The organism is Paraburkholderia phenazinium (assembly GCF_900142845.1).
Classification (GTDB): Bacteria; Pseudomonadota; Gammaproteobacteria; order Burkholderiales; family Burkholderiaceae; genus Paraburkholderia; species Paraburkholderia phenazinium_A.
The window spans coordinates 611,753-637,567 of record NZ_FSRU01000001.1 but is presented as its reverse complement, the minus strand read 5'-3'; the positions used below and the strand labels follow the sequence as shown (position 1 = coordinate 637,567).

The following is a 25,815-nucleotide window of genomic DNA, read 5'->3' as shown; positions in this document are numbered from 1 at the left end:
GTCAGGTGGCCGAAGTGCGATGCCTTGGTCCGCGTCTTCGATCATTGCTCCGTGCATCGCAGCCTCGTTCCGTTAGAGGTTCAGATCGGACACGCCGGTGTCGAAATGCGGCGCCCAGAACGCGACCGACTCGGCAATCTGCTCGACCACCTGCCGGTCCTTCGGTTCGCGTTCCTTGAACGACAACTCGAGGCAGATCTCGTTGTGCCGTCCACCGCCGTCGTGAAGCGCGGCGATCAGCGGTTCAGGCTGAATACGGCCGCGAGCATTAAACTCGGCGGTGAAAGGATGGTGCCCGCCCTTGTCCATCAGCGACTGCTTGATATGGATGATCGGCGAGACGCGCGGCACCGCGCGCGCCCAGGCGTAGGGATCGAAGTCGTCGGGATTGGCGCTCGTCACGTCGCCGTGATCGATATCGGCCATCATCCACATCGGCACGGCCATGTCGGCGGCGCTCAGCCGCTTTTGCAGCGCAAGGCACGCGGCGATCGTCTCGCCGAACTCGCGTCCGATCGACATCGGTTCCCAGAATACGTACTGCAATCCCGCCGATTTCGCGTGTTCCGCCACTTCCGACCAGCAGTCAATCGCGGTCTGGATCAAGGCTTCGCGCCTCACTGCGTCGTCGTAGTCGCGATACGTGAAAATGGCGAACTGTGTGCCGATTGAGTGGCCGCCAAGCTCCGCTGTGATATCAGCGAAGGTCTTGAACCAGTCGACGTAATAGCGCCGCACGTCAGCGTCCGGATGGCCGAAATGGTTGAGCCGCCCATACGGCCCGGTCATGCCCGACGTGATGCGCACGCCGGTGCGCGCCATCGCTGCGCGCATCTGGCGCGTCAGACGCCGCGTCACTGCCGCGGGCCACGACGGGTTGATGAACTCGTGCGTGAGCTGCACGTCGCGGATCTTCATCTGGTACGCAATGGCGTCGATGAGATCGTCCGGTTCCGCGAAGCGGTTCACCAGCGGATTCGTGTTGAGTGCGAGCGTGAAAGCCATGTTCGTCTCGTGTCTCTTATCTCGTGTTGATGTGGGTTCGTCGTGGTCCGGCTTAAGCGGATTTCCGGTCGAGTCCTTCGAACCAGGCGCCGAACGCTGCCGTCTGCTCGGCGTTCATATGCAGTCCGTGCTTGGTCCGCCGCGTCAGGATGTCCTGCGTCGTTTCGGCCCACTCCTGCTCCACCAGGTAACGCACTTCGGCTTCGTAAAAATTCGGCCCGAACTGACGGCCGAGATCGGCGAGAGATTGGGCGGAGTCGATCACCTGAGCCGTGCGTGCACCGTAGGTCCGCGCGTAGTAGCCCGTCAATTCGCGCGGCAGCCATGGATACTCGCGTTGCAGACGCGCGATGAACCGCGGCACGTCGCCGTCCTCGATCTCGCCGCCGGGCAGGGTGGCGGTCGCGGTCCAGTCAGGTCCCATGGCGGGGAATGTCGGCCGCAGATGTTGCATCGCCGCCTCGGACAGCTTGCGAAACGTGGTGATCTTGCCGCCGAACACATTGAGCAGCGGCGCGCCGCCGTTGGCGTCGAGATCGAACACATAGTCGCGCGTCACCGCCGAGGGATTGCCGTTGCCGTCGTCGTATAGCGGGCGTACCCCGGAGAAGCTCTGCACGACGTCCAGGCGTCGCAATGGCTGCTTGAAATAGCGGTTCACCGCGGCCAGCAGGTAATCGACCTCCGCGTCGTCGATCGACACGCTCTCCGGCGCGCCGTCCCACGGAACGTCCGTGGTGCCGATCAGCGCCTTGTCGCCTTCGTACGGATTGACGAAGATCACACGCTTGTCGTGGTTCTGCACCAGGTACGAGTGCGGACCGTCCCAGAACTTCGGCGTGACGATATGGCTGCCTTTAACAAGGCGCACCTTGCGGGTCGACTGGCCACCGGTCACGCGACCGATGATGTCCGCCACCCACGGCCCGGCCGCATTCACCAGCCCACGCGCCATCACAATGCGGCTTTTACCGTTGCGCGTATCGCGCAACTCGACGCGCCACGCGCCGTTTTCGCGTTGAGCCGACACGAACGCCGTACGCGTGAGGATCTGTGCGCCGCGCTGCGCTGCATCGACGACGTTGAGCACGACAAGACGTGCGTCATCGACCCAGCAGTCCGAGTATTCGAAGCCTCTGCGGAACTGGTCCTTGATCGGCGCGCCTTCAGGACTGCGCCGCAGATCGAGGGTGCGTGTGGCGGGCAGCTTCTTGCGGCCGCCAAGATGGTCATACAGGAACAGGCCCAGACGCACGAGCCAGGCCGGGCGATCATCAGGGCTGTGCGGAAGGACAAAGCGCATCGGCCAGATGATGTGCGGCGCTGCGTTGAGGAGTACTTCCCGTTCGATCAAGGCTTCGCGAACCAGTCTAAATTCGTAGTACTCAAGATAACGCAGCCCACCATGCACCAGTTTGCCCGAACGCGACGAGGTGCCCTGCGCAAGATCGTCTTTCTCGCACAGCACCACCGACAATCCCCGACCGGCTGCATCGCGTGCAATGCCTGCGCCGTTGATGCCGCCACCCACCACGACGAGGTCGATCATCTGACTGTCACTCATTGCACCGCCCTCAGTTCGACCGCGTTGTCGGATGCACAGGCTTCGGGACTGCACCTGGCTTTAGCCTGCTGCGCCATGTCCTCCCACACCGGTTCCAGAGCGCGTCGCGCCTTCTGGTACGCCGGAAACGCGCGCGCGTAGGTTTGCATCAGCGCGGGATCCGGCGCCTCGGGTTGTCCCAGCAGCGGCGTAACCCATTCGGCGATACACGCCTGCATGTCGGGATACGCGCCGAGCGCGACCGCCGCCATCATCGCCGCGCCCGCCGCGCCGGCCTCTTCGCGCTGCGAGATACGAACCGGCGCACCCACCACCGCCCCGAGCACCGAGCGCACTGCGCGCGAACGCATCGCACCGCCTGTCAGGCGCAACTCTGCAGGCATCGCGCCGCCCATGGCCGCATAACAGTCCCGCGCGGCCATCCCGAGCCCTTCCACCACCGAGCGCAACAGATCGGGGAAACGGCTTTCACTGGTGAGGCCGATGAAACTGCCGCGCGCATTGGGGTTGACGAAAGGTCCACGCTCGCCCGCATCGGCAATGTAGGGGTGGTACAGATGCGCACCCGGCCGGCTGGATTGCAGCCATCCGTCGATGCGTTTCACGCGGTCGCTTTGCGACAACTCCGTGCCGAATTCCGCGAGCAGATCGCAAGCAAGATTCAGGATCCAGTCGATGTTCAGCGTGCCCGCCATGTTCGACTGCACCTGCGCCGACATGCCCGGCACCGGCAACGCGATGACGTAGCCTGTGCCCTCGTCGTTCAGACGCACGGCGGTGTTCTGCACCGCTCGCATATGCATGCCGGTCGAGCCGATGATCGAGCAGGTCGCGCCATCGGCGTTGGCGGTGTGAATGCCCGCGCCGAGCGCCGTCATCACGATATCCACGAATCCGAGGCACACCGGCGTTCCGGCCAGAAGCCCCGTGGCCGCAGCCGCTTCGGACGTCAGTGGATGCATGAGTTCGGTGCCGTCGACGATCTCCGGCAACAGCCCGCGCCGCGCCGTTAGTCCGAGCGCGTCGATCACGACGTCGTCGTACTGGCGCGTGCGGAAGTTGCCGTACGTGAAGCTCGCCTCCGACGGGTCCGTCGCTCGCACGTCGGTGAGGTTGAGGTACAACCAGTCCTTGCAATGCAGCGCGACTTCGGCGCGGTCCAGCACCTCGGGCATGGTGACCGCCATATGGGCGATCTGTGCGCCCTGGCTGCATGCCGCCAGTCCTGTGCCGGTGGCTTCGAAGCGGGCCCGGTTGGCCGGCTTTTGCTGCAACCGCCGCACGGTATCCGCAGCGCGCGCGTCGAGCCACAGCCAGGCGTCGGTGGCAGGCCGGTTGTTAGCGCCGACGAGCCACGTACCATCGCCCTGCCCTGTCACGGCAATCGCCCTCGTGCGTTGCGCGAGTCCTTCGACTTTGGCGCCGAGATTGCGCAGCGTCTGCGCGCAATCGGTCCATGTCTGGTCGAGCGACTGAAACGCCGCGCCATCGGCATGCGTCGTGTAATGATTGGGCACCGAGGCAGCCGCGATCTGCCGTCCTGCGAGATCGAATGCGATAGCCTTGATCACCGAAGTGCCGGCGTCGATGCCGATCACCAGATCACCACCGGGGTTGGCCATCATGACGCCCCCACCTTGATAGCGCCGTCGTTCAGGGCGAGCGCGGTGGCCTCGTCGGTAATCAGGCCGCTGAGCAGGCCACTGTTGAGAACAGCACGAATCGCGTCCACTTTTTCGAGGCCGCCGGCGATGGCGACGATGCGCCGCCCGGTCAGATCGGCAAGTTGCGGCGCCACGGTGCGCGCGGCCAGCGAGGTTTCGACCGACTTGCCGTGCTGATCAAAGAAGTGACCGAGCACCTCGCCGTGGCCGCCTGCATCGCGCACCTCGCGAATTTCATCCGGCGCGATCATCTGCGAAGCAACGAGCTGCGCGTCGGGCAACACCGTCCCAATGCCGACGATCATCAGATCCGCATGCGCGGCGATATCGAACACTTCGCGCACGCCGCGTTGCGCCAGCAGGACTTCGCGGTCTTCCGCCGTATTGGCGAAAAACGGCAGGGGCATCACATACGACATCGCGCCGGTTCGCTCCGCCAGACGGTGGATCACGTCGTAGGGATTTGCGGTGTAATCGCGTGTGACGCCGCCCAGCAGCGAAACAAACCGGACCTTGCCGGCGTCCATGCGCGGCATCTCGGCCACTAGCGCGGCCAGCGTGCGGCCATGGCCGATACCGATGGTTCCACCCTGACGGGCGGCGATCTCGCGTTGCAGAAAGTGCGCGCCGGCAATGCCGAGTGCGCGCAACGGCAGGCCGGTTTCGTGCAATTCCGGCACGACTTCGCATTGGGACAGGCTGTAGCGGTGAGAAAGGGCCGCTTCCAGCAGAATGCATTCGGCCACGTCGCCATCGATCGTGACCTTCACGGCGCCGCTCTCATTGGCTCGCGTGATGAGCCGATGCGCCTTGACATTGCTGACACCAAGCCGCGCAGCGACATCCGCCTGGGTCATGCCCGCGGCGTAGTGCAACCACGCCGCACGGATGGCGAGACTGTCTTCGGCGTCACGTTTGGCACCGGGTTTCGTCATGTCTTCTCCACATCCAGGAGCGAAGTGATATTTTTTTCGCTCTCTGTATTTTTTTTCAGTTTACGAACTATAGCCACCTGTTCGATGGTTGCTATCCGCGATAACCCTACCTGTGATGGTCGTGGTTGAGTTGGGGTGGGTATTTCGACGCATGACGGGCGCGACATCAGGCAGAGGGCGCTCGTGATGACGGAGCACTACGTTTGGAAGCGCCGCGAAGACAAGGTCAGACCGACCCGATAGAGGTGAATTGCGAAGCGGAGGGTAATGTGCGGGCAGACTTTAAGATCGAAAGCCGCTGAATGCCCTGGTGGGCCGGGTGGGAGTCGAACCCACGGTGTCCTTTCGGAGGCGGATTATGAGTCCGCTGCCTGCAACCAGCACGGCGTCCGGCCCTAAGATGATTTGAAACCAACAAAAAGACCCGGTCTAAAAAAGGCCGGGCCTATTCGCTGATTGGCCGACATACTACACGAAAAAGGGGCTTTCGTGACCGCTTCGCGTCAGCAAAACGACCGGAAAGCCCCTGTATCCGCGGCAGTAGCCGGATGCCCCTCGATCAGTTGCCTTCGAGGAACGACTTCAGCTTGTCAGAGCGGCTCGGGTGACGCAGCTTGCGCAGTGCCTTAGCCTCGATCTGACGGATCCGTTCACGCGTCACGTCGAACTGCTTGCCGACTTCTTCGAGCGTGTGATCCGTACTCATCTCGATACCGAAGCGCATACGCAACACCTTCGCTTCGCGCGGCGTCAGCGAGTCGAGCACGTCCTTCACGACATCGCGCATGCTGGCGTGCAATGCAGCGTCGGCCGGCGCCACCGTGTTGGTGTCTTCGATAAAGTCGCCCAGATGCGAATCGTCGTCGTCACCGATCGGCGTTTCCATCGAGATCGGCTCCTTCGCGATCTTCATGATCTTGCGGATCTTGTCTTCCGGCATCTCCATCTTCTCAGCCAGCGTCGCCGGATCCGGCTCGAGACCGGTTTCCTGCAGAATCTGACGCGAGATGCGGTTCATCTTGTTGATCGTTTCGATCATGTGAACCGGAATCCGGATCGTGCGCGCCTGGTCCGCGATCGAACGCGTGATGGCCTGACGGATCCACCACGTGGCGTACGTCGAGAACTTGTAGCCGCGGCGATATTCGAACTTGTCCACCGCCTTCATCAGGCCGATGTTGCCCTCCTGGATCAGATCCAGGAACTGCAGGCCACGGTTCGTGTACTTCTTCGCAATCGAGATCACGAGACGCAGGTTGGCCTCGGTCATTTCACGCTTGGCCTGACGCGCCTTCAGTTCGCCGGCCGCCATCTGGCGGTTGGTTTCCTTCAGGTCCTTCAGCGGCAGCACGACGCGCGCCTGCAGATCCAGCAGACGTTGTTGCTGTTCGCGAATCGCCGGGATGTTACGCGTGAGAATCCCGCTGTAACCATGGCCCTCGGCCACGATCTTGTCGGCCCATTCGAGGTCCGTCTCGCTGCCCGGGAAACGTGCGATGAACTCGGCACGCGGCATGCCGCATTTGTCGACCACCGTATGCAGGATCTGACGCTCGACCTGACGCACTTCATCCACCTGGGCGCGCAGCGTATCGCACAGACGCTCGACCGTGCGTGCGGTGAAGCGGATGGTCATCAGCTCGTTCTGGATCGTTTCCTGAGCCTTCAGATACGACTTCGATTTGTAGCCTTCCTTCTCGAAAGCACGCCGCATCTTGTCGAACCATTCGCTGATCATGGCGAACTTCTCGAGCGAGGCACGCTTCAACGCTTCCATTTGCGCGGCGTTGGCGGTGGCTTGCGCAGCACCGTCGTCGTCTTCCTCGCCCTCGCTTTCTTCCTCTTCGACTTCCTCGTCTTCGCTCTCGATCGCTTCCGCTTCCTGCGCGGAGAAACCGTCCGCGTCTTCCGCGTTGGCGTCGATCAGGCCGTCGACCAGTTCGTCGATACGAATCTCTTCGTTCGCGACACGCTCGGCCATGGCCAGGATGTCCGCGATTGTCGTCGGGCATGCGGAGATGGCCATCACCATGTGCTTCAGGCCGTCTTCAATGCGCTTCGCAATTTCGATTTCGCCTTCGCGCGTCAGCAGTTCCACCGTGCCCATTTCACGCATGTACATGCGGACCGGGTCGGTAGTGCGGCCGAATTCGGAATCGACCGTGGACAGCGCAACTTCGGCTTCCTCTTCAACTTCGTCGTCCGACGAAGCCGCCGGCGCGTTGTCGTTCAGCAGCAGCGTTTCCGCATCGGGGGCCTGTTCGTAGACGGCCACACCCATGTCGTTAAACGTACTGATGATGCCTTCAATCGCCTCGGTCTCGGTGAAGTTGTCCGGGAGGTGGTCGTTGATTTCGGCGTAGGTCAGGAAGCCGCGCTCCTTGCCGAGCTTGATCAGCGCGCGCAGTTTCGAGCGGCGCTCTTCGAGCTCTTCGACGGTGCCCGGTTGGGAGGACGCGAACGCGTCTTTCAGCAGCGCTTTTTCCTTCGCGCGGCGGTCGCGTGCCTTGGCCTTGTCGCCTTTGCCCGGAGCTGCAGTAGTTTCCTCGCTCGGGGTTGCGTCGTCATCGACGGATACTTCGTTCAGCTTTTTCGTCATGGAGTTCGCCGTACCGGCTGTAGTCTCGACTCGCGGCTGCTGGACAACAGCCGGTAGAACCGTGGATACTGAAGACTCGCGCGCTACCGCATCGTCCTGGGCGGCAACCGCTTCCCTTGCGCTTCTGGTACTCGGCTGCTTCGTGACCGGCTTGGCGGCTTTCACCGTACTCACCGACGCCGCTTTCGCAGCGGAAGAAGTCGAGGATTTCTTCCGGGCAACAGGTGTCACGCTCACGGCGACCTCGGCAGACCCTCTTTTCGCGGAAGAAACGGACCTGGCCCCAGTGACCTTCGTGGTCGGCTCATCAGAGCCTGTGCCTGCCGCTTTCTTTCCGCCTGTAGTCTTTGCCATTGCAATCGCCTTTCGCCTTTTGCCTGGAAAACAAACCGCTGAAAACCTTTTATTATAGCTTAGGTCCAGCCCGCCCCTGCTACAGCCCGAGCTGACGCTTCATGTCAGCCCGTTTCTGATTCAGATCCGTCAATTCCGCAAATTCCTCGGCGGTATGCCTGGATTGCCGCGACAGTTGCTCGAGCCGCTCGCAATAGGCGTCGTAACGCATCTTCAGGATCGCCGCCTTCAACTCCTCGCCGACAATCCGTTCCTGCTCGCGCCGTTCCTCTATGACGGCCGCATCCGTCGGATCCTTCAGCAACAAATCCCGAACGTTTTCATCATAGTCCAGAATTTTGCGAAAGATTTCCTCGAAAGTCGGGGCATTGGCGCCGTTTCTCAAGAGATCCGACAGCAACTGGAACTCCGCGGCGTCGCCCAGCGCGCGGGCATGCGTCGTAACTTCCTCAAACAGCTCGCCGTGGCGTGTAATGGTCAGTAACGCTTGCTCCGAGTCTTCGTCCAGCCCGGCGACCGTCCGGGGATGCATCACCAGGTTGCGCAGGGTCTTTTCCTCGATCCCGGTCACGCTGCGGCGGTCCTTGCGGGCCGGCGCCTGCCTTGCGGCGGCGGCGATCCGGGAATCCACCTCGCAGAGCGCGGCCACCTCGTCGAACGGCACGTCGAGCCGGTCGGCGAACATATGCATGATCTGGGCGCGCAGCGCGTTGGCCGGCAGCGCCTGCAGCAGCGGCTTGGCGTCGAACAGGGCGCGCGCCCGGCCTTCCGGCTGGTCCAGCTCCTTGCCGGCCAGCACTTCGTTAAGCATGAACTGCGACAGCGGCATGGCCCGCTCGACCTGTTCGGCAAACGCTTCCGTGCCGAATTCCCGCACGTAGCTGTCCGGATCGTGCTCGGACGGCAGGAACAGGAAGCGGATCGTCCGGTTGTCCGCCGCATGCGGCAGACACGCGTCCAGCGCCCGGCGCGCGGCCCGCCGGCCCGCGGAGTCGCCGTCGAAGCTGAAAATGACCGTATCGGTCTGCCGCATCAATTTCTGCACATGAATCGGCGTACAGGCGGTACCCAGCGTGGCGACAGCGTTCTGGAACCCTAATTGAGCCAGCGCGACCACATCCATGTACCCTTCGACCACCAGCACGTAGTGCTGTTCACGAATGGCCAGGCGCGCCTCGAACAGCCCATACAACTCGCTGCCCTTGTTAAATAGAGGCGTTTCCGGCGAATTCAAATACTTGGGCTCGCCGCCATCCAGCACCCGGCCGCCGAAGCCGATCACCTGACCTTTGACATTGCGGATCGGGAACATGATCCGCTCGCGAAAGCGGTCGTAACGGCGATTCTGCCCCTGCGCGTCGGCCTTTTCGCTGACGATCACAAGCCCCGAATCCACCAGCGCTTCGTCCCGATAATTGGGAAACGCGTCCTCGAGATTCTGCCAGCCGTCGGGCGCGTAACCGATGCCGAAATGGGCCGCGATCGGCCCCGTCAAGCCGCGCTTTTTCAGGTACTGGATCGCGTTGGGCGCGCCGCGCAACTGCTTGCGGTAGAAGTCGCATGCGGTCTGCATCACATCCGACAGCGCGGTGGTCACAGCCTTGGAAGCCGCCGGCGCATACCCGCCGCCTCCGCCGCCCTGATTCGGCGACGGCTCCTGCGGCACCGTCAAGCCGACCGACTGCGCCAGATCGTTGACCGCTTCGGGGAACGTCAGCCCGGCATGCTCCATCAGGAAGCCAATCGCCGTGCCGTGCGCGCCGCAACCGAAGCAATGATAGAACTGCTTAGTCGGACTAACCGTAAACGAAGGGCTCTTTTCGTTGTGAAACGGACAGAGCCCCATGAAATTAGCGCCGCCCTTCTTCAGTTGCACATACTTGCCGACCACGTCGACGATATCGACGCGGTTCAGCAGATCCTGCAGGAACGAATGCGGAATCACAGTGGGGGCACTACCTTGAAAGCCAGAAGGCTGCGCGGCCCGCCTGTCCAGGAACAGGCCGCACAGACCGGGAAAACCGCATTACTTCGCGAGCGCAGCCTTGACCAGCCCGGACACGGCGGTCATGTCGGCGCGGCCGGCGAGCTTCGGCTTGAGCACGCCCATCACCTTGCCCATGTCCTGCGGGCCGGCAGCGCCGGTTTGCGCGACCGCAGCCTGCACTTCGGCGGCGATTTCCGCGTCAGACAGTTGCTCCGGCATATAGGCCGAGAGAATGGCGAGCTCGGCGCTTTCCTTCTCGACCAGGTCGGTGCGGCCCGCGGCCTCGAACTGGCTGATCGAGTCTTTGCGCTGCTTGATCATCTTGTCGATGACCGCGGTGATGGCGGCGTCGTCGAGCACGATGCGCTCGTCGACTTCACGCTGCTTGATCGCGGCGAGCAGCAGGCGGATGGTGCCGAGACGCTCGGTTTCGCGGGCCCGCATGGCGGCCTTCATGTCGTCGTTGATCCGATCCTTGAGACTCATTACTCACCTGAATGCGTTGGAATGTGAAAAAGGTCTGGCCATGCCCGGTGCATCAACACAAAAACCCGCTTGGGACTGCTTCCTCAAGCGGGTTGGCGCGCGGGTTGACGCATATGCGCGGAGTAGATGCGGCTTGACCAGGTGGCCGTGAAGGCCAGGTTGTCCGCACGGGGCAGCCTTTTGTGCCGCCACCGGTTGCGTGCCGACGCTCCGTAGGAACCGCAGCGACGTCAGAATCAATAAAACTTCTTTGGCAGCATCTGGCTGCGCAGCCGCTTGAAGTGGCGCTTCACCGCCGATGCCTTCTTGCGCTTGCGCTCAGCCGTGGGCTTTTCGTAAAACTCGCGCGCTCGCAGTTCAGTCAAGAGACCGTTCTTCTCGATCGTGCGTTTGAAGCGGCGCATTGCGACTTCAAATGGCTCGTTTTCTTTTACGCGGATGATCGTCATTTTTCAATAACGGAACTTCGTAAAGGTTGGGGAGTATAGCAGACCTTTCTCATAAAGAGACGCCCGCGTCAAGCCCCCTGGAGCCGGTTCGCGCTTATGACGGGCTCGCACCGGCCCTGGCGTATTCCGCGGCCGCCTGGCCTGCCGCCACGCCCGAGGCCCACGCCCATTGGAAATTGTAACCGCCCAGCCAGCCGGTCACGTCGACCGCCTCGCCGATGAAAAACAGGCCGGGAGCGCGGGCGCTCATCATGGTCGACGAGGACAGGTCGCGCGTATCGATCCCGCCACGCGTCACCTCGGCCTTGCGGTAGCCTTCGGTACCGTTGGGGGTGAGCGTCCAGCGCGACAACGCCTCACCGACGCGGCGCAGCGTCTTGTCCGGCAAATCGGCGATGCGCGCCTCCGCCGGGATCTGGTGCGTCTCCAGCCAGACGTGGGCGAGGCGCGTCGGCACCCATTCGGCCAGCAGGTTGGCGATCTGCCGTTTGGTGCTGGTTTTCGCCTCCAGCAGCGCGGTCGTGGCGTCCCGCTCCGGCAGCAGGTTGATGTGGATCGGTTCGCCGGGCTGCCAGTAGCTCGAGATCTGCAGCACGCCCGGCCCGGACAACCCGCGGTGTGTGAGCAGCAGGTCTTCGACGAATTCCGCGCCGGTCTTCTTGTTGCCGGTCGCGAGTTGCACTTCCGCCGAGACGCCCGAGAGCGCCGCAAACGGCTCCCAGTCGGCTGCCGCGAACGTGAGGGGCACGAGAGCCGGGCGGGTGTCGATCAGCTTGTGGCCGAACTGTTTGGCCAGCCGGTAGGCAAAATCCGTCGCGCCGATCTTCGGAATCGACAGGCCACCCGTCGCTACCACGACCGCCCGGGCTCGGATCGGGCCAGCCTGCGTGTCGAGGGTATAGCCCTCGGTTGCGTCGTGCCGCACCTGCTCCACGGCGAGCGGCCTGCGCCACGCAATATTGCCGGCGTCGCACTCGCGCTTCAGCACGTCGATGACCGCGTCGCTCGACTGATCGCAGAACAGTTGCCCTTTGTGCTTCTCGTGCCACGTGACGTGATGGCGCTTGAGCAACGCCATGAAGTCGCGCGGCGTGTAGCGCGCAAGCGCCGAGCGGCAGAAATGGGGATTCGCCGACAGATAGTTTGCCGGTCCCGCGTACAGATTCGTGAAGTTGCAGCGGCCGCCGCCGGAAATGCGGATTTTCTCCGCGAGGCGCGGCGCGTGGTCAATCAGCACGACGCGCCGTCCGAGTTGCCCGGCAACCGCCGCGCACATCATGCCGGCCGCGCCCGCGCCGATGACCGCGATATCGAAGGATTCCATGGCGCGCATTGTACCTGCGGCCCCTGCCCCGCACTGCTATACTTTCAGGCTTGCCTTTTCACTTTTTAGGGCGCCTGAACATGCACGCGAGTCCACGCGGGCAGCCATTCAGCCGCATGTTGCCGCGCCCTTCGGCCCTCGAATCATGCTCGTTCTCGGCATCGAAAGCTCCTGCGACGAAACCGGCCTGGCGCTCTACGACACGGAGCGCGGCCTGCTTGCGCACGCACTCCATTCGCAGATTGCCATGCACCGGGAGTACGGCGGCGTCGTGCCGGAACTCGCCTCGCGCGACCACATCCGGCGCGCGCTGCCGTTGCTCGAAGAAGTGCTGGAACGCGCCGGCACGGCGCGCGGCGAGATCGACGCAATTGCCTATACGCAAGGTCCGGGGCTGGCCGGCGCGCTGCTGGTCGGCGCCAGCATCGCCAATGCGCTCGCCATGGCGTGGGACAAACCCACCATCGGCATTCACCACCTCGAAGGGCACTTGCTGTCGCCGCTGCTGGTCGACGAGCCGCCGCCGTTTCCGTTCGTGGCGCTGCTGGTGTCGGGCGGTCACACGCAACTGATGCGCGTCACAGACGTGGGTGTCTACGAGACACTGGGCGAGACCCTCGACGACGCGGCCGGCGAAGCCTTCGACAAGACCGCCAAGCTCCTTGGCCTCGGCTATCCGGGCGGGCCGGAAGTCTCGCGGCTGGCGGAATTCGGCACGCCTGGAGCGGTGGTTCTGCCGCGCCCCATGCTGCATTCCGGCGACCTCGATTTCAGCTTCAGCGGCCTGAAAACCGCTGTGCTGACGCATGTGAAGAAGCTCGGCGGCGCAAATATCTGCGAACAGGCCAAGGCCGACCTGGCGCGTGGCTTCGTCGATGCGGCCGTCGATGTGCTGGCCGCCAAATCGCTGGCCGCGCTCAAGAAGACGAAGCTCAACCGCCTGGTGGTAGCTGGCGGCGTGGGCGCCAACCGGCAGTTGCGCGAAGCGCTTTCCGCCGCTGCGAAGAAACGCGGTTTCGACGTGCATTACCCGGATCTCGCACTCTGCACCGACAACGGCGCGATGATCGCGCTCGCCGGCGCGTTACGGTTGCAGCGTTGGCCTGACCAATCGGCCAAGGACTACGCGTTCACGGTCAAGCCGCGCTGGGATCTGACCTCGCTCGCACGCTGAGCGAATCGCGAGGCGGTCAAGGGCAAAGGCAACCGCAACGGCGAGCGCCAGTCACGCGTGGCAGCCAACCGCATCGAACGAAAATACCTCGCAGCAAAGCAAAACGGCCGCTTAAGCGGCCGTTTTCACATCAAGGCAGAGAAGTGCGACTCAGCGAGCGACCCGCTTGTCCTGCTCGATCACAGCATAAGCGCTGTGATTGTGGATCGATTCGAAATTCTCGGCTTCGAGCACATACGCGACAATCCGCGCATCCGCATTCAGACGCTGCGCCACATCGCGCACCAGGTCTTCTACGAACTTCGGATTTTCATACGCGCGCTCGGTGACGAACTTCTCGTCCGGCCGCTTCAACAAGCCCCACAATTCGCACGATGCCTCTTCTTCGGCAATCCGAATCAACTCTTCCACCGGCACGTCGCCAGCCAGTTCAGCGTTGATCGTCACATGCGAGCGCTGATTGTGCGCGCCGTATTGCGAGATCTTCTTCGAGCACGGGCACAGGCTCGTGACCGGCACCAGTACTTTCAGGAACACGCGCGTCACGCCGTTGCGGGTATCGCCCGTCAGCGTCACTTCGTAGTCCAGCAGACTTTGCACGCCCGACACCGGCGCAGTCTTGTTGACGAAGTACGGGAACGAGACTTCGATCCGGCCCGCTTCGGCCTCGAGCTTCTCGAGCATTGCAGCCAGCATGGTGCGGAACGTCGACGGCTCCAGCGGCGCCTTGTTCTCTTCAAGCAGCGCGACGAAGCGCGACATGTGCGTGCCCTTCTGATCGGCGGGCAGGTGGACATCGAGGTTCCACGTGCCGACCGTCGGCTGCACGTCGCCGCCCTGGGTACGCACCGTCAGCGGATGGCGCACGGCCTTCACGCCGACCCGTTGAATCGGGATCTGGCGGGTGTCGACCGTACTCTGCACGTCGGGCATCACGAAGGCGGGATTCATCTGATTCATCTTCTTGTCCTTTAGAAAGCGCCAAGCCGCCCCAGGATTTCCGCTCCGCAGGAAGTCCCGCGAGGGAATTGCCCGCTACGGGCCTGTCGCACAGCGACAGATTGGGGTGCTCGGCCGCCGGGCGGATCGACGCACGCAACGGCGAACGCCGGCTGAAGCCGGCGTTGCATGATGGGCCCGAGGGCCCACCGATTCAAGTTGGAGATTGCTATAGCCGCGATAGCGCCCGCAAACCCGGCGCCCGGCTCGGCCCTACGACGCGCTCACTGACGCTGTTAAGCGACGCGCTTGACCGACTTTCCGGCAGCGTGATCCAGGAAGCGTTCGCGGATCGACTTAGCAATGCCCGCGCTGTCCAGACCGCACTCCGCGAGCAGCTTGGCCGGATCCCCATGATCAATGAAACGATCGGGGAGGCCCAATTGTAGTACGGGTCGCATAACCCCACTGGCGAGCAGGGCTTCGACGCAAGCCGAACCCGCGCCGCCCATCACACAGCCTTCTTCGACCGTGACGATGTAGTCGTGCGTCTCCGCCAGTTGGCGTACCAGCTCGGCGTCGAGCGGCTTCACGAAGCGCATGTTCGCCACGGTGGCGTCCAGTTGCTCGGCGGCGGCCAGCGATGGCGCGAGCATCGTGCCGAACGCCAGAATCGCGACCCGCTTGCCGGCCGGCTGCGCGGTTTCCCGACGCACTTCGCCCTTGCCCAGCGGCAGCGCGGCCATCTGCTTGACCGTCGCGACGCCGGTGCCGGCGCCGCGCGGATAGCGCACCGCCGTCGGGTTCGGCTGCTGCAACGCCGTGTAGAGCATCTGACGGCATTCGTTTTCGTCCGACGCCGCCATCACGGTCATGTTCGGGATGCAGCGCAGGAACGCCAGATCGTAGGCACCCGCGTGCGTTGCACCGTCCGCGCCGACCAGACCCGCACGGTCTATCGCGAAGACCACCGGCAGGTTCTGCAGGGCAACGTCGTGAATCAACTGGTCATAGGCGCGCTGCAGGAACGTGGAGTAGATCGCCACGACCGGCTTCATGCCTTCCGCTGCAAGGCCGCCCGCAAACGTCACTGCGTGCTGCTCGGCAATGCCGACGTCGAAGTAGCGGTCCGGGAAGCGCTTCTCGAACTCCACCATGCCCGAGCCTTCGCGCATGGCCGGCGTAATGCCGACGACGCGCGAGTCGAGTTCGGCCGCATCGCACAACCAGTCGCCGAAAACCTGCGTGTACGTCTTCTTGCTGGGCGCCGTGGACGGCTTGATCCCTTCGGCCGGATTGAACTTGCCCGGGCCGTGGTACAGCACCGGATCCGCTTCCGCCAGCTTGTAGCCCTGGCCCTTCTTGGTCACGACGTGCAGGAACTGCGGACCACGCAGTTCCTTGATGTTCTGCAGCGTTGGGATCAGCGAATCGAGGTCGTGACCATCGATCGGGCCGATGTAGTTGAAACCGAACTCTTCGAACAGCGTAGCCGGCACGATCATGCCCTTCGCGTGCTCTTCGAGCTTGCGAGCGAGGTCGAGCATCGGCGGTGCGACGCGCAGCACGCGCTCCACACCGGCACGCGCTGCGGCGTAGAAGCGGCCCGACATCAGGCGCGCCAGATGGCGATTCAGCGCGCCCACCGGCGGCGAAATCGACATGTCGTTGTCGTTCAGGATCACGAGCAGCGGCACGTCGTCTTCGACGCCCGCGTTGTTCATGGCTTCGAAGGCCATGCCGGCCGTCATCGCGCCGTCGCCGATCACGGCGATGCCCATGTTGTTCTGGCCTTGCAGCTTGCTGGCGATCGCCATGCCAAGCGCCGCGGAGATCGACGTGCTGGAGTGCGCGGTGCCGAACGTGTCGTACTCCGATTCGTCGCGGCGCGGAAAACCGGAGATGCCCCCGTACTGCCGCAGCGTGTGCATCTGGTCGCGGCGACCGGTCAGGATCTTGTGCGGATAGGTCTGATGGCCGACATCCCAGACGATCCGGTCGCGCGGCGTGTCGAACACATAGTGCAGCGCAATCGTCAGTTCGACCGTGCCAAGATTCGACGACAGGTGCCCACCCGTCTGCGAGACGCTGTCGAGCACGAAGGCACGCAACTCGTCTGCAAGCGGTTGCAATTGGCGGCGATCGAGGCGGCGCAAGGCCGCCGGGTCGTCGATGGTTTTCAGCAAGTCGTACATCGTCGTTCCATTGTAGGAAAACTTACGCGCCCGCACTTCATTCACGCATTCGTCGTAACGAACGCGCGGCGGCGGGCTTTCGCGTTCAGCTAACCCGGTTCACCACCAGATCAGCCAGTTCGGCAAGACGCTGCGCACGCGCGCCAAATGGCGCAATCGCAGCGTGGGCATCGGTGCGCAGTTGCGCTGCGAGTTCGCGCGACGCTTCGAGCCCAATGATCGACACGTAGGTCGGCTTGCCGTCCTTCGCGTCTTTGCCTGCCGTTTTGCCGAGCGTCGCGGAATCGGTCGTGACGTCGAGAATATCGTCCACCACCTGAAACGCGAGGCCTACCGCAGCCGCGTACGCGTCGAGCGAACGCATCGCGTCCGCGCTGGGCGTTTCGCCGGCCAGTGCGCCCATGCGCACCGCGGCGCGCAGCAGCGCGCCGGTCTTCATGCGATGCATCGTTTCGAGCTGCGGCCGCGTCAGCTTATGGCCGACGCTCGCCAGATCGATGGCCTGGCCCCCGGCCATGCCGACCGAACCGCTCGCCAGCGCCAGTTCGCGCACCAGCGCGGCCTGTTGCGCCGGCGCCAGCACCTCGGCCGTCAGCGCAACGAAAGCTTGCGACTGCAGCGCGTCGCCCACCAGCAGCGCCGTCGGTTCATCATACTTAACGTGCACGGTGGGCTTGCCGCGCCGTAGCGCGTCGTCGTCCATGCACGGCATGTCATCATGCACCAGCGAGTACACGTGGATCATTTCCAGCGCCGCCGCTGCCGCATCGAGACATTCGGCGCGTGCGCCCGTCAGTTCCCCAGCCGCGTGGCACAGCAAAGGGCGCACCCGTTTGCCGCCGCCCAGCACCGCATAACGCATGGCTTCATGCAGTTGCGCCGGTTCGACAGAAGGCGCCGGCAGATAGTGTTCAAGTGCCGTCTCGACGCGCCCGAGTACCGAGTGCATCCATTGTTCGAAAGTCATAGGTCGTCCCCGCTCTCTGTAGCGGCTGTGCCTGCGCCACTCATGGGCAGCGGCTTGAGGGTCTCGCCATCGAGAACCCGTACCTGCTGCTCGACCTTTTCCAGTTGCTGCTGGCAAAACGTCACGAGGGTCGCGCCGCGCCGATAGGCGGACAACGATTCCTCGAGGCTCAGACTGCCGCCTTCCATCCGCGCAACGAGTCCTTCCAGCTCCGCCAGCGCCGCTTCGTAGTTCTCGGGCAGCGGTGTGCTGTCAGCGCCCTCGGCGGCCGTTGCAGCGGTATCTTTCGATGCGGTCTTCGCCATGAATGGTCGCAAAATTAAAACAAGTCGGACATTCTACGGCAAAAGCGACCAAACCGATCCGCTTGCCGTCTCCCGTCCCACGTGCTTCCCTTACGGCCCACCCAGAGCCTGACAGAAAAAAATCCTTTTTGCTCGCACGAAAGCAGTGAACCATCTTCACAATTTTGACCCAAATCAGACACTTAGTCGCCCCATGGAGGGGTAAACGGGTATAATCGCGGGCTCCCTAAATCGAAACCTTCGATGGTTGGGTTGTTCACTGCTTTCACGTCTTCACGGGAGTGGGAATGTCCAATCTGAGCAATGCATTGCAGTTGCGGTCTGTACACAGCCAGCTGCCAGTCACGGCTTACTTTGACGAAGCGCTTCTAACGCGCGAAATCGAAACCCTTTTCAAGAAAGGTCCTCGCTACATCGGGCACGAACTCATGGTGCCGGATGCGGGGGATTATTTTGCCTTGCCCAGCGAGAGCGAGGGGCGTGTGCTCGTCCGTAACAAGCAGTCACAGGTTGAACTGCTGTCGAACGTGTGCCGCCACCGGCAAGCCATCATGCTCAACGGCCGCGGCCAGGCGGAGAACATCGTCTGCCCCCTGCACCGCTGGACCTACGATCTGAACGGCCAGTTGCTCGGTGCGCCGCATTTCGCTGACAACCCCTGCCTGAATCTCGGCGCCACGCCGCTGCAGAACTGGCAAGGGTTGCTGTTCGAAGCCCAGGGGCGCGACGTCGCGAAGGATCTGGCGCGCCTCGGCACCAAGCAGCATTTCGACTTCTCGAACTTCATGTTCGACCACGTCGAAGTCCATGAATGCAACTACAACTGGAAGTCCTTCATCGAGGTCTACCTCGAGGACTACCACGTCGCGCCGTTCCATCCGGGCCTCGGCAGCTTCGTCAATTGCGACGACCTGACGTGGGAATTCGGCGACTGGTACAGCGTGCAGACAGTGGGTGTCCACAAGGATCTGGAACAACCGGGCAGCCCGACGTATCGCAAGTGGCACGACGAAGTGCTGCGCTTCCGCGACGGCAAGGCGCCCGAGTTCGGCGCCATCTGGATGGTGTACTACCCAGGCATCATGATCGAGTGGTATCCGCATGTGCTGGTTGTGTCATGGCTGATTCCGCGCGGGACGCAGAAGACCACCAATGTCGTGGAGTTCTATTACCCTGAGGAAATTGCGCTGTTCGAGCGTGAGTTCATCGAAGCCGAACGTGCCGCGTATATGGAAACGGCGCGCGAAGACGACGAGATCGCCGAGCGCATGGACGCCGGCCGCCGCGCGCTGATGGAGCGCGGCGAGTCGCAGGTCGGACCGTATCAAAGCCCGATGGAAGACGGCATGCAGCACTTCCACGAGTTCCTGCGGCGCGAGCTCGGCACGATCTGAACGGCGCAAGCGCCATACAGCCCGCGGGCTGACAGCAATCACGGAAAGACGGGCTTCGGCCCGTCTTTTTTTGTTTAGACTAACAACATCATTCGGTCGAACTGCTTGAGTGCGCCTCGTCGCTCGCTCGGGCCGTGCCGAAATCTCCCGTTTCGCAACCATCTTGCATGGGACCGTCATGCCACACACTCACTACACCACACTGATCTCCGCGGCGAATCTCGCCGAACGGCTCGCCGCGGCCCCTGGCAGCGTATTCGTGATCGACTGCCGTTTCGATCTGGCCGATACCGAAGCCGGCACGAAAGCCTACGCAGCCGGTCACTTGCCGGGTGCGCAGTATCTGCATCTGGATCACGATCTGTCGAGCCCGAAGACCGGCACCAACGGCCGCCATCCGCTGCCGGACCGGACGAAGCTCGCCGCCCTGTTCGCCGCACGCGGCCTCAAGCAAGGTCAGCAGGTCGTTGCCTATGATGCGCAAGGCGGCATGTACGCCGCGCGCGCCTGGTGGCTGCTGCGCTGGCTGGGTCACGACGCGGTGGCCTTGCTCGACGGTGGGCTGCAAGCCTGGCAAGCAGCCGGCCAACCGTTGACGCAGGAAGTGGCCCCGCACAGCACCGGCGACTTCAAGGCGGGCGCGCCGCTCGCAGTCACGTTCGACGTGCAGGCCGTGGAGCGCAATCTGAGTACGCATGAGCGGGTCGTGATCGACGCGCGCGCCGCGGACCGGTATCGCGGTGAGAACGAGACCCTCGACCCGGTGGGCGGGCACATTCCGGGCGCGCTGAACCGCTTCTTCAAGGACAATTACACGGCCGACGGGCGGTTCAAGCCGGCCCATTCGTTACGGGAAGAATTCCAGGCATTGTTGCCGGGCATTGCACCGGATCACGTCGTGCTGCAATGCGGCTCCGGCGTAACGGCCTGTGTCAACGCGCTGGCGATGGAAGTCGCCGGCCTGCATGGCGCGGCGCTTTACGCGGGATCGTGGAGCGAGTGGACGTCCAATCCGGCACGGCCGGTTGCGACCGGGCCGAATCCGTAACGGCAGCGGCAGCAGCAGAGGCAAGGCGGCGGTGGCCGTAATCAAAACCACGCGCCGCCGCAGCCCCTACGCCACGCCGTGCTGCTTGAACCAGACCTGCACGCGGCGCCAGCCGTCTTCCGCATCGGCCTTCTTGTAGCTGGGCCGATAGTCCGCAAAGAACGCGTGACCGGCATCGTCATAGACGACGAACTGCGAGCCGCGTCCCGCCTCCGGTCCCTGCGCGATCGCCTGCTTCATCTGCGCGAGGGTGTCCTGCGGGATGCTCGGATCCTGCAGGCCGTAGAGTCCGAGAACCGGCGCATGCAGGTCGGCAACCCGGTCGAGCGGATTGGCGGGGTTGTTTGCCGTGTGACCGCCGGCTACCCGGCCGTACCAGGCCACCGCCGCCTTCACGCGCGGATTGTGCTCCGCGTACAGCCACGTAATACGCCCACCCCAGCAGAAGCCATTGACGCCCAAACGGTTCAGATCGCCACCGTTCGCGCCCGCCCAGGCGACGGTGGCGTCGAGATCGGCCAGCACCTGGTCGTCGGGCACCTTGCTCACCAGTTGGTCGTTCAACTGCTGGATCGTCGGATACACCGACGCATCCCCTTCCCGCACATAGAGGTCCGGTGCGATCGCGAGATAACCGAGCTTGGCGAAGCGCCGGCACACATCGGCGATATGCTCGTGCACACCGAAAACCTCGTGCACGACGATGATCACCGGCAAGTGCGTCTTGCCCAAAGGCTGCGCGCGGTAGGCCGGCACCAGCGTGTCGCCCGAATGCACGGCGACTTCACCGGCCTCGAGCCCTTCGCTATCGGTATGGATGGTTTGCGCGGACACCGGCATCACGGCAGCGGCAAAGCCTGTACCGAGCGCGGCCTTGATGAAGGTGCGCCGACTGAACGGAACGTGCGGGACCAGGCTGTCGACTTCAGGTTTCAGCATGCGGCACTCCTTGAATGAAGGGCGATGAAAAGCAGCAAACGACAGGGCGAAAGGCAACAGGATACGCCTCGTGCGTGTCCTGTTGCAGAAGCCTGACGAACCGCATTTTCACACCTCGCGACGGCACGCGCAGGGACCGCTCAAACCGCCGCCGTGCCGTGTCTTGCCAATGCAAATGGCAAAGGCAAAGAGCAAAGACGCCCCTCAGTGCAGCTTGACCCGCGGCAACGTCGTACGACGCAGCCAATGCGCGAAGGTATCGAGCACCATCCGCGCGTAGCCATGCAGCGCGGCAATGTGCAGCCGGTACAGCGACATGTACATGAAGCGCGCAAACAGGCCCTCGATCAGCATGTTGCCGCCGATCACCCCGCCCATCAGATTGCCCACCGCGCTGAAATGCCCAAGCGACACCAGCGAGCCGAAGTCCCGATAGGTGAATTCCGGCAGCGGCTGATTTTCGAGCCTTGCGGCGAGTGCCTTCAGCAGGAAGCTCGCCTGCTGGTGAGCGGCTTGCGCGCGCGGCGGCACGTTGCGTTCGTTGCCCGGCCACGGACACGCCGCACAATCGCCAAGCGCGAAAACATTGTCGTCGACCTCGGTCTGCAGCGTACGGCGGACGATCAGTTGACCCAGCCGGTTGACCGGCAGGCCGTCGAGCTGACTCAGGATCGCCGGCGCCTTGATGCCCGCGGCCCATACCGTCAGGTCGGCGCGAATCGCCTTGCCGCTCGCGGTCCGCACGACGCCCGGCGCGACTTCCGCCACCGTCTCGCCGGTCATCAGCTTCACACCGAGCTTCGTCAGCAGTTCCGCCGTGGCGGTGGACACCCGCTCCTGCAAGGCAGGCAAAATACGCGGCCCCGCCTCGATCAGCACAATACCCACGTCATGGCGCGGATCGAGCTTATGCAGCCCATACGCGGACAACACCTGCGCCGTATTGCGCAATTCCGCAGACAATTCGACCCCGGTCGCGCCGGCGCCGACAATCGCCACCTGAACACGCGGCTCCGTAGACGGCACGGACGCGTCAGGCGTCGACTCCACCGGTTCGTGTGCCTGATGCTCCGCGCGCATGCAGGCCGCGATCAGGCGTTTGCGAAAGCGCTCGGCCTGACTGACCGTGTCGAGCGCGAGGGAATACTCCGGTGCCCCTTTGACGCCGAAGAAATGCGTCGTACTGCCGATGGCTACCACCAGCGTGTCGTAGTCGAGCACACGCTGCGGCAGCAACTCTGCGCCGTCGTCGTCGATGACCGGTGCGAGCGTGATGCGTTTCGCCGCGCGATCGAGCCCGGTCAGCTCGCCCTGCTGAAACTCGAAGCCATGCCAGCGCGCCTGCGCGGCATATTCGAGCTCCTGCGTGAACGGGTCCATGCTGCCGGCGGCCACCTCATGCAGCAGCGGCTTCCAGATATGGGTGGGATTGCGATCGACGAGCGTAACTTGTGCGCGCACCTCGCCCTTGTTCTTACGTGGGGCATAGCGATCGCCAAGACGCGTCGCCAGTTCCAGCCCACCCGCACCTCCACCAACGACGATAAAACGATGCATCGTAGTTCTCCGTGTTTGCCGATCGGTTATGCGTCGAGACGGTCCAGGTCATCCCTGTAGGGGCCGTCTGTCAGAGATTGTCCGCGAGCGGCACGGTTTGCCACAAGCCATCCGTGCGCATGTGTGACATGCGCACGACGATATCGCCAGAACTCAGGGCTGCGTCAATGTGCCTCTTCCCAATTGGCGCCGGCCCCCACTTCTGCGACCAGCGGGACTTTCAGCGCGGCAACGCCGCACATCAGTTCAGGCAAACGCTTGCGCACCTCGGACAGTTCGCTGTCCGGCACTTCGAGGATCAGTTCGTCGTGCACCTGCATGATCATGCGCGTGCCGGTGTTCGACGCCTCGAGCCAGTTCTGCACGGCGATCATCGACATCTTGATCAGATCGGCGGCGGTACCCTGCATCGGCGCGTTGATTGCGGCGCGCTCCGCGGCCTGGCGGCGCGGCCCATTGCCGCCATTGATCTCCGGCAGCCACAGGCGGCGGCCGAACACGGTCTCGACGTAGCCCTTGGACTTCGCGCTCAGGCGGGTTTCGTCCATGTAGTTTGCGACGCCGGGATAGCGCGCAAAGTAGCGGTCGATATAAAGCTTCGCCGCATCACGCGTGATACCCAGGTTTGCGGCAAGACCGAAAGCGCTCATGCCGTAGATCAAGCCGAAGTTGATCACCTTCGCCACGCGCCGCTGGTCGCTCGAGACTTCAAGCGGCGTCACGCTAAAGATTTCCGCGGCGGTGGCGCGGTGGATGTCCTCGCCCTGCGCGAACGCGCGCAACAGCGATGCGTCGCCGGAGATGTGCGCCATGATGCGCAGTTCGATCTGCGAATAATCCGCAGAGACGAGCTTATGACCCGGCGGCGCAATGAACGCCTCGCGAATGCGGCGGCCTTCCGCGGTGCGCACGGGAATGTTCTGCAGGTTCGGATCGTTCGAGGCAAGCCGCCCGGTAACCGCCACGGCCTGCGCATAGTTGGTATGCACGCGGCCCGTCTGCGCGTTGACCATGCGCGGCAGCTTGTCGGTATAGGTGGACTTCAGCTTCGACAAGCCGCGATGCTCGAGCAGCAGCTTCGGCAGCGGATAGTCTTCGGCCAGCTTCTGCAGGACTTCTTCATCGGTGGACGGCGCGCCGCTCGGCGTCTTCTTGACCACCGGCAACTGCAGCTTCTCGAAGAAGATCTGCCCGATCTGCTTCGGCGAGCCGAGATTGAATTCTCCGCCGGCCAGCGTATAGGCATCCGTTTCCAGCTCGATCAGACGCGTGGCGATTTCATTGCTTTGCAGACGCAACTTCTCCGCGTCGATCAGCACGCCGGTGCGCTCCATCTTGCGCAGGACGCGCGAAGTGGGCACCTCAATGTCGCGGTAGACGCGCTGCAAGCCCTCGTCCGCCGCCACTTGCGGATACAAGGCCTGATGCAGACGCAGCGTGATATCGGCGTCTTCCGCGGCATATTCGGCGGCCTGAGCGAGCGCGACCTCATCGAAGCCGATCTGCCCCGCGCCCTTGCCCGCCACCTCTTCGTACTTGATCGTCTTGATGCCGAGATGGCGCAGCGCGAGGCTGTCCATGTCATGCGTACGATGCGACTCCAGCACATACGATTGCAGCAGCGTATCGTGCTCGATGCCGTTCATGGCGATGCCGTAGTTCGCCAGCACCTGCTCGTCGTACTTCATGTGCTGGCCGACCTTCTTGTGGTCGGCGCTTTCGAGCCAGGGCTTGAGCTTCGCGAGCACTTCGTCGCGCGGCAGTTGCTCCGGATGATCCGGCCCACGGTGTCCCACCGGAATATAAGCGGCGGAGTTGGCTTCGACGGACAGCGAAATGCCGACCAGTTGCGCCAGCATCGGATCGAGCGCGGTAGTCTCCGTGTCGAAGGCGGTCAGCTCGGCGGCGTCGATCTTCGCGAGCCAGGCGTCGAACTGCTCCCACGTCTGCACGGTGTCGTAATGACGCTCGCCGTCGATCACAGGGGCGACGTCCTCGCCCGCACCCGGGCCTTCCACCACCTCGGCCGCTTCGACTTCGCGCAGCCAGGTCTTGAAGCCATGCCGCGCGAAAACATCGCGCAGTTCGTCACGCGCCTCAGGACGCGTGGACAGGCTCTCCTCAATCGACACCAGATGCTGCGTCAGATCGCATGCCGTATCGACCGTCACGAGCTTGCGCGCCAAGGGCAGAAAATCGAGCGCCTTGCGCAGGTTGTCGCCCACCGCGCCCTTGATTTCCGCCGCGTGTTCGACGATCCCGTCGAGCGTTTCGTATTGGCTCAACCATTTGACCGCGGTCTTGGGACCGCACTTCTCGACGCCGGGCACGTTGTCGACGGTATCGCCGATCAGGGACAGGTAATCGACGATGCGCTCCGGCGGCACGCCGAATTTAGCCAGCACGCCGGCACGGTCGAGCGTCTCGTTGGTCATCGTGTTGATGAGCGTGACGCGATCCGTGACGAGTTGCGCCAGATCCTTGTCACCCGTCGAGACGATCACGTTCATGCCGAGCTTTTCGGCAGCGACGCTCAACGTACCGATCACGTCGTCGGCTTCGACGCCTTCGATCATCAACAGCGGCCAGCCCAGCGCACGCACCGCGACATGGATCGGCTCGATCTGCTGCGCGAGGTCTTCGGGCATCGACGGACGGTTGGCCTTATAGTCGGCGTACCAGTCGTCGCGAAACGTTTTGCCCTTGGCGTCGAACACGCACGCGCTATACTCTGCTGTGACTTCCTTGCGCATGCGCCGCAGCATATTGATGATCCCGTAGAGCGCACCCGTAGGTCCGCCGTCGGGGCCGCGTAGATCAGGCATCGCATGGTAGGCCCGGTACAGATAACTCGAACCGTCGACCAATAGCAGGGTCTTCCCTTCCAGCTCGGTGCCCAGCTTAGTTTCCAGGACTCGTTCTTCAGGCAT

General features: G+C 63.3%; 19 protein-coding genes and 1 tRNA gene. 3 read left to right on the top strand and 17 right to left on the bottom strand.

Going from position 1 to position 25,815, the window contains the following annotated elements; translation table 11 throughout:
• Positions 1–72: 72 nt before the first annotated feature.
• The 10 genes from BUS12_RS02820 to BUS12_RS02775 form a co-directional block, all read right to left on the bottom strand.
• Complete coding sequence (locus tag BUS12_RS02820) at positions 73–1,005, bottom strand: sugar phosphate isomerase/epimerase family protein (protein WP_074294149.1); 933 nt, start codon at positions 1,003–1,005, stop codon at positions 73–75.
• A 52-nt stretch (positions 1,006–1,057) separates the two neighbouring features.
• On the bottom strand, positions 1,058–2,569 hold the full coding sequence (locus tag BUS12_RS02815; protein WP_074294148.1) for a glycerol-3-phosphate dehydrogenase: 1,512 nt from the start codon (positions 2,567–2,569) through the stop codon (positions 1,058–1,060).
• Positions 2,566–4,194 carry an FGGY-family carbohydrate kinase gene (locus tag BUS12_RS02810; protein ID WP_216352689.1) on the bottom strand — a complete coding sequence of 543 codons (1,629 nt, stop codon included), beginning with the start codon at positions 4,192–4,194 and terminating at the stop codon, positions 2,566–2,568. The genes BUS12_RS02815 and BUS12_RS02810 overlap by 4 nt, the downstream gene beginning before the upstream one ends.
• A complete protein-coding gene (locus BUS12_RS02805) occupies positions 4,191–5,168 on the bottom strand; it encodes a sugar-binding transcriptional regulator (RefSeq protein WP_074294146.1) in 978 nt (325 codons plus the stop codon). Before BUS12_RS02805 ends, BUS12_RS02810 begins: the two co-directional genes overlap by 4 nt.
• Before the next feature lie 308 nt (positions 5,169–5,476).
• Positions 5,477–5,564 (bottom strand) — tRNA-Ile (locus BUS12_RS02800).
• 163 nt (positions 5,565–5,727) lie between these two features.
• On the bottom strand, positions 5,728–8,121 hold the full coding sequence (rpoD, locus tag BUS12_RS02795) for an RNA polymerase sigma factor RpoD (protein WP_074294145.1): 2,394 nt from the start codon (positions 8,119–8,121) through the stop codon (positions 5,728–5,730).
• A gap of 79 nt (positions 8,122–8,200) precedes the next feature.
• Positions 8,201–10,066: a DNA primase gene (gene dnaG, locus BUS12_RS02790; RefSeq protein ID WP_074294144.1), complete on the bottom strand. Its 1,866-nt coding sequence runs from the start codon at positions 10,064–10,066 to the stop codon at positions 8,201–8,203.
• Between the two features lie 81 nt (positions 10,067–10,147).
• On the bottom strand, positions 10,148–10,594 hold the full coding sequence (locus BUS12_RS02785; RefSeq protein WP_074294143.1) for a GatB/YqeY domain-containing protein: 447 nt from the start codon (positions 10,592–10,594) through the stop codon (positions 10,148–10,150).
• Positions 10,595–10,830: 236 nt separating this feature from the next.
• Complete coding sequence (gene rpsU, locus BUS12_RS02780; protein ID WP_074266548.1) at positions 10,831–11,043, bottom strand: 30S ribosomal protein S21; 213 nt, start codon at positions 11,041–11,043, stop codon at positions 10,831–10,833.
• 94 nt (positions 11,044–11,137) lie between these two features.
• Complete coding sequence (locus BUS12_RS02775; RefSeq protein WP_083640210.1) at positions 11,138–12,367, bottom strand: BaiN/RdsA family NAD(P)/FAD-dependent oxidoreductase; 1,230 nt, start codon at positions 12,365–12,367, stop codon at positions 11,138–11,140.
• Between the two features lie 145 nt (positions 12,368–12,512).
• On the opposite strand from BUS12_RS02775, the gene tsaD reads away from it, so the two are divergent.
• Entirely contained in the window at positions 12,513–13,541 is a 1,029-nt protein-coding gene (tsaD, locus tag BUS12_RS02770; RefSeq protein ID WP_074294141.1) for a tRNA (adenosine(37)-N6)-threonylcarbamoyltransferase complex transferase subunit TsaD, read from the top strand.
• A 150-nt stretch (positions 13,542–13,691) separates the two neighbouring features.
• Here the strand turns inward: tsaD and folE2 are convergent, their stop codons facing one another.
• The 4 genes from folE2 to BUS12_RS02750 form a co-directional block, all read right to left on the bottom strand.
• The gene (gene folE2 / locus BUS12_RS02765; RefSeq protein WP_074294140.1) at positions 13,692–14,501 is read right to left on the bottom strand and encodes a GTP cyclohydrolase FolE2; all 810 of its coding nucleotides are present in this window, start codon (positions 14,499–14,501) and stop codon (positions 13,692–13,694) included.
• 275 nt (positions 14,502–14,776) lie between these two features.
• Positions 14,777–16,675, bottom strand: a complete 1,899-nt coding sequence (dxs, locus tag BUS12_RS02760) for a 1-deoxy-D-xylulose-5-phosphate synthase (RefSeq protein ID WP_074294139.1) — start codon at positions 16,673–16,675, stop codon at positions 14,777–14,779.
• A gap of 85 nt (positions 16,676–16,760) precedes the next feature.
• Positions 16,761–17,642, bottom strand: a complete 882-nt coding sequence (locus BUS12_RS02755) for a polyprenyl synthetase family protein (protein ID WP_074294138.1) — start codon at positions 17,640–17,642, stop codon at positions 16,761–16,763.
• Positions 17,639–17,947 (bottom strand): exodeoxyribonuclease VII small subunit, encoded by a 309-nt coding sequence (locus BUS12_RS02750; RefSeq protein WP_074294137.1) that lies wholly within the window; start codon positions 17,945–17,947, stop codon positions 17,639–17,641. The genes BUS12_RS02755 and BUS12_RS02750 overlap by 4 nt, the downstream gene beginning before the upstream one ends.
• A gap of 287 nt (positions 17,948–18,234) precedes the next feature.
• Between BUS12_RS02750 and BUS12_RS02745 the strand changes: the two genes are divergently transcribed.
• Together BUS12_RS02745 and BUS12_RS02740 are read left to right on the top strand one after the other, a co-directional pair.
• Positions 18,235–19,341, top strand: coding sequence for an aromatic ring-hydroxylating oxygenase subunit alpha (locus BUS12_RS02745; RefSeq protein ID WP_074294136.1), 1,107 nt, complete (start codon positions 18,235–18,237; stop codon positions 19,339–19,341).
• A 178-nt stretch (positions 19,342–19,519) separates the two neighbouring features.
• Positions 19,520–20,389, top strand: a complete 870-nt coding sequence (locus BUS12_RS02740; RefSeq protein WP_074294135.1) for a sulfurtransferase — start codon at positions 19,520–19,522, stop codon at positions 20,387–20,389.
• 66 nt (positions 20,390–20,455) lie between these two features.
• On the opposite strand, the gene BUS12_RS02735 is transcribed toward BUS12_RS02740, so the two are convergent.
• From BUS12_RS02735 to polA, 3 genes are all read right to left on the bottom strand, one after another.
• Positions 20,456–21,328: a dienelactone hydrolase family protein gene (locus BUS12_RS02735; RefSeq protein WP_074294134.1), complete on the bottom strand. Its 873-nt coding sequence runs from the start codon at positions 21,326–21,328 to the stop codon at positions 20,456–20,458.
• 204 nt (positions 21,329–21,532) lie between these two features.
• Positions 21,533–22,885: an NAD(P)/FAD-dependent oxidoreductase gene (locus BUS12_RS02730; protein ID WP_074294133.1), complete on the bottom strand. Its 1,353-nt coding sequence runs from the start codon at positions 22,883–22,885 to the stop codon at positions 21,533–21,535.
• Between the two features lie 164 nt (positions 22,886–23,049).
• A complete protein-coding gene (gene polA / locus BUS12_RS02725) occupies positions 23,050–25,815 on the bottom strand; it encodes a DNA polymerase I (RefSeq protein ID WP_074294132.1) in 2,766 nt (921 codons plus the stop codon).

Bases quoted from the DNA above. Each gene is read 5' to 3' on its own strand.
- BUS12_RS02815 (WP_074294148.1), bottom strand. From the start codon at position 2,569: ATGAGTGACAGTCAGATGATCGACCTCGTCGTGGTGGGTGGCGGCATC.
- folE2 (WP_074294140.1), bottom strand. From the start codon at position 14,501: ATGAATCAGATGAATCCCGCCTTCGTGATGCCCGACGTGCAGAGTACG.
- polA (WP_074294132.1), bottom strand. From the start codon at position 25,815: ATGCCTGAAGAACGAGTCCTGGAAACTAAGCTGGGCACCGAGCTGGAA.
- rpoD (WP_074294145.1), bottom strand. From the start codon at position 8,121: ATGGCAAAGACTACAGGCGGAAAGAAAGCGGCAGGCACAGGCTCTGAT.
- dxs (WP_074294139.1), bottom strand. From the start codon at position 16,675: ATGTACGACTTGCTGAAAACCATCGACGACCCGGCGGCCTTGCGCCGC.
- BUS12_RS02785 (WP_074294143.1), bottom strand. From the start codon at position 10,594: ATGAGTCTCAAGGATCGGATCAACGACGACATGAAGGCCGCCATGCGG.
- rpsU (WP_074266548.1), bottom strand. From the start codon at position 11,043: ATGACGATCATCCGCGTAAAAGAAAACGAGCCATTTGAAGTCGCAATG.
- BUS12_RS02820 (WP_074294149.1), bottom strand. From the start codon at position 1,005: ATGGCTTTCACGCTCGCACTCAACACGAATCCGCTGGTGAACCGCTTC.
- BUS12_RS02745 (WP_074294136.1), top strand. From the start codon at position 18,235: ATGTCCAATCTGAGCAATGCATTGCAGTTGCGGTCTGTACACAGCCAG.
- BUS12_RS02750 (WP_074294137.1), bottom strand. From the start codon at position 17,947: ATGGCGAAGACCGCATCGAAAGATACCGCTGCAACGGCCGCCGAGGGC.
- BUS12_RS02755 (WP_074294138.1), bottom strand. From the start codon at position 17,642: ATGACTTTCGAACAATGGATGCACTCGGTACTCGGGCGCGTCGAGACG.
- BUS12_RS02740 (WP_074294135.1), top strand. From the start codon at position 19,520: ATGCCACACACTCACTACACCACACTGATCTCCGCGGCGAATCTCGCC.
- BUS12_RS02730 (WP_074294133.1), bottom strand. From the start codon at position 22,885: ATGCATCGTTTTATCGTCGTTGGTGGAGGTGCGGGTGGGCTGGAACTG.
- BUS12_RS02735 (WP_074294134.1), bottom strand. From the start codon at position 21,328: ATGCTGAAACCTGAAGTCGACAGCCTGGTCCCGCACGTTCCGTTCAGT.
- tsaD (WP_074294141.1), top strand. From the start codon at position 12,513: ATGCTCGTTCTCGGCATCGAAAGCTCCTGCGACGAAACCGGCCTGGCG.
- BUS12_RS02810 (WP_216352689.1), bottom strand. From the start codon at position 4,194: ATGATGGCCAACCCCGGTGGTGATCTGGTGATCGGCATCGACGCCGGC.
- BUS12_RS02775 (WP_083640210.1), bottom strand. From the start codon at position 12,367: ATGGAATCCTTCGATATCGCGGTCATCGGCGCGGGCGCGGCCGGCATG.
- BUS12_RS02805 (WP_074294146.1), bottom strand. From the start codon at position 5,168: ATGACGAAACCCGGTGCCAAACGTGACGCCGAAGACAGTCTCGCCATC.